Raw genomic sequence first — 3,313 nt, 5'->3', positions numbered from 1 at the left:
CCACCAATAAGACCTAATGCGCCACTTAATAAATTTTTGGCTCCTGCGGCTGCACTGCTTGCAATTGATGCGCGTTGAGAGGCTGCAGCAAGATTATTCATAGCAGCTGCCTCCGCATTAATAAGCCCCGTAATAACTTGCGCTTGTTGAGCCATTTTAGCCTCAATCGCTGCTCTAGCTTTCTTGGTTCGTACTAATTGCATTTCTGAATTCAACAAATTCATTTTGGCTTGTGCAGCCGCTAATTCTGCCGCTGCTTGGGTTTGTGTGGCTTTCGCAGCGATTAAACTCGCTTGCGCTTGTCTGTGTGTTTCCACTCGAGCAAGAACCAACGTTGAAATAAACTTAGCACCATTGCCAGCTGCAATTGCCAAAAGCACACCGGCTAAATATTCAAAATTCTGCGCAAGAAAAGAAATACCTGTCGCTAAATTTTCTGTAATACCTAAAGTGCGGTTCTGTTCGTCTACAAATTTCATAAATGCGTTTTCCATTTGTTGCATTGCACCACCAAATGAAATCGGCATTTGTTCAAATTTTTGGTTAATTTTTTCTGTTGAGCCATTAAAGGCGTCAAAAATCAATTTAGATGTTAATTGTCCTTCGCTTGCCAGTTTTTTCACTTCAGCACGGCTTTTACCCATGTATTCCGCTAATACATCAAGAATAATCGGGGCGGATTCCGCAATGGTTTTAAATTCATCACCTTGTAATTGCCCTGAACCCAAAGCTTGCGACAACTGAAATAATGCACTTGCTTGAGCCTCAGCACTCACACCACCGACAGCCATTGCTTTATTCATTGTTTCAGTAAATTGCAGAATATCTTTTTGCGCATAGCCATAATCTTTTAAAGCACGAGCCGAACGCGTGTATAATGAAGTTGTTGCCTCTACATCTGTTTTACATTCGCTAAGTGATTTAGGTTTTGTTGCAGATGAACCACCTGCACCACCGCCACCACCGCTTGAGCCAGAGCCTTTTAGAATAGAGTTTTTGTTAGGGTAAGCATCCACTAAAGCCTCTAACGCTTCTTCAAAATCCGCTCGTTGCCCTGGTTTTACTCGACTGAAAATTTCATTGCCAAACGCATCTTTTGCCAAAATTGCACCGTTTTCATCAATGCTAAAATGCTTACCAAAGAACGCTTGAGCCACATCAACAGGCATTGCCAGTTTCTCCGTGACAAACTTAGAGCGAGCAAACGAACCGCCGATCAACTCAGTATGCAATTGACCTTGCACTTTCTCTGCTAACGCTTTGGCATCTGCCAGTTTTTGCTCATAGCCCTTAATCACTTCTTGTCTAACCTTTTCCGCTTCCGCTTTCTCTTTAGCCTCACGGTGTTGCTTGTTTTCAGCATTGAGCGAAGAAATTTTTTGCATTGCTTGCGGTGCATCAAAAGGGATTTCCTTCCCGTCATCGTGGATATACACAGGTTTGCCATCTACAACCACAACATTGCCGTTTTCATCGAGTTTTAATTTCATTTGGATTTCCTTCCTAAGTGAGTTGTGTTTCTTCCGAAACGTGGATAATAAAAAACCGCACATCAAAGTGCGGTCAGTTTTTGCTTTATAAGGTTATCGGACAAAAAGCGGTAACAACGCAAGTACCGCATCTGTTAATTTAAGTAATGCGATACCCAGCACTACCGCCCAAATCGTTTTGCGTAATTCTGTTCCGCTGATATTTAATGTTTCCATTAGAAATACTCCTAGAAATCGCAAGGTAAATCGTTTATTATTCATTTAAATTTATGTCCCCTTAGTGCTTTAAGTGGATATGAAAAACCCCGAAGTGCTGCAAACGCTTCGGGGTTTGTTTTTACAATAAAAAACCTAGCACTTAGGCTAGGTTAGTAGAAATAGTTTAGCTTGCTGATATTTCTGCTGTCTGGCAATATCTTTTTCAGTGACTTTTGCTAGACGACTTAGATCCATATTATGAGTTAAATCAGCAATCTTGACCTTTCGAGCAATATCATTTGCTTTTACTCGTTTTAAATAAGTCTCGTATGGCTCGTCTTTACGTTTCGTTATCGCACCAATAGCATTTGCTATAACTGAGCCAAATTCAGCTTTAATTTGAGCAAGTGAAATGGTCGTATCTTCCACACTATCGTGTAACCAAGCTACCGCTAACTCATCATCAGTTGGTTGAACAAGTCCATCAGCAACAGATTGCAGATGCTCGACATAGGCTTTTCCAGCTTTATCCACTTGATTTGCATGCAACTGTTTAGCTAATAATTTAGCTTTGTGAGAAATCATTAGTGAACCTTAATAAAACGAATAGCTTCTTTTTCAGTGATCACTTTAAATGCATCAAAATCACTTACTAAAATCTTATCAGCCCAAAAAGTGCCAAACTTTTGATCCCAATCTTCTTTTTCTGGTTCATAAGTAGAAAAAGAAAGAAAATCATTTGGTATGCCTCGAATAAGCTTTTGTTGATTTTCACCAATTTTGGCTAAATAATATTGATACATTATTTCACTCCTTTTACCTTCTGAATATCTTTAGGTACTGTTAATTTCGAACTTAATATTTGCATTTTTTCATACAATTTTTTTCTCTCATCTTGAGGTGTTGCAGGATCTCTAAATTGCTCATAAAGATTATGCAATACTCCATTTTTCAAATCAAAACTTTGCTGTGTATGGTATTGTAATTCAAAAACAACATTATCCTTTTTTATCAGAGTAGTAACAAAAGTATTAACACCTTTGTAAACAGCACTATCTTTCCAAGTATTTTTTACAACAACAGTGAAGTACCCCTGCTTTTCAAGTGCCGACTGAATTTTGTCATATTGTAACACAAAGTTATTAACATCAAGAATTGCAGTGTAACGAATAACATCTTTTACGCTATTGATTGCCTGTTTCTCAGAAATACCAGCAAGAACTTCTGTTTCCACTTTTCTTTTTAGCGACTCCAAAGACTTCAGACGATATTCTAATCCAGCTGTTTTTGCACCAACAGACGAAATAATTTCCGTGATCTTTTCTGTAATCTCTGGTTCTACATCAATTGCCTTTTGCCGCAATTCTTCAATGCTATTCATAGTACTATAGCCAACGTCTAAATTATGTGTTAAGTATAAATCCTTTAATGTCAACGGTCTCCCACTCTGATCCAACATATCCGCAAAAGTAATCACGCCTCTACGCCATAAATCCGCCTTACCTTTGCCTAATACCTGATCTTGTTGCCCTGGAGATTTGCTTTTCAACCAATTTTCGTAGTTAATCTGCTCTGATACAGGGCCATCTTGGCTTGCTCTTGTGCTTGACGGCATTTCTTCCGCA

At 38.9% G+C, this 3,313-nt stretch carries 4 protein-coding genes and 1 pseudogene; all 5 read right to left on the bottom strand.

The annotated features are described in order from the left end of the window. Nucleotides 1–1,490: tape measure protein (locus tag B0183_RS11495; RefSeq protein WP_165688522.1), on the bottom strand; the 1,490-nt coding region annotated here is incomplete at its 3' end. 93 nt (nt 1,491–1,583) lie between these two features. Next, nucleotides 1,584–1,706, bottom strand: a complete 123-nt coding sequence (locus tag B0183_RS12970; protein ID WP_021110712.1) for a hypothetical protein — start codon at nt 1,704–1,706, stop codon at nt 1,584–1,586. 147 nt (nt 1,707–1,853) lie between these two features. Then, the gene (locus B0183_RS11490) at nt 1,854–2,273 is read right to left on the bottom strand and encodes an HD domain-containing protein (protein WP_021112316.1); all 420 of its coding nucleotides are present in this window, start codon (nt 2,271–2,273) and stop codon (nt 1,854–1,856) included. Continuing rightward, complete coding sequence (locus B0183_RS11485) at nt 2,273–2,491, bottom strand: hypothetical protein (protein ID WP_021111144.1); 219 nt, start codon at nt 2,489–2,491, stop codon at nt 2,273–2,275. The genes B0183_RS11490 and B0183_RS11485 overlap by 1 nt, the downstream gene beginning before the upstream one ends. Continuing rightward, nucleotides 2,491–3,313 (bottom strand): annotated as a pseudogene (locus B0183_RS11480) (phage head morphogenesis protein); the annotation flags it as partial. The gene B0183_RS11485 and the pseudogene B0183_RS11480, both read right to left, overlap by 1 nt.

It is taken from the genome of Glaesserella parasuis, from assembly GCF_002015085.1.
Classification (GTDB): Bacteria; Pseudomonadota; Gammaproteobacteria; order Enterobacterales; family Pasteurellaceae; genus Glaesserella; species Glaesserella parasuis.
Note: the sequence above shows the minus strand (reverse complement) of the source record. Positions and strands in the feature narration are given on the sequence as shown.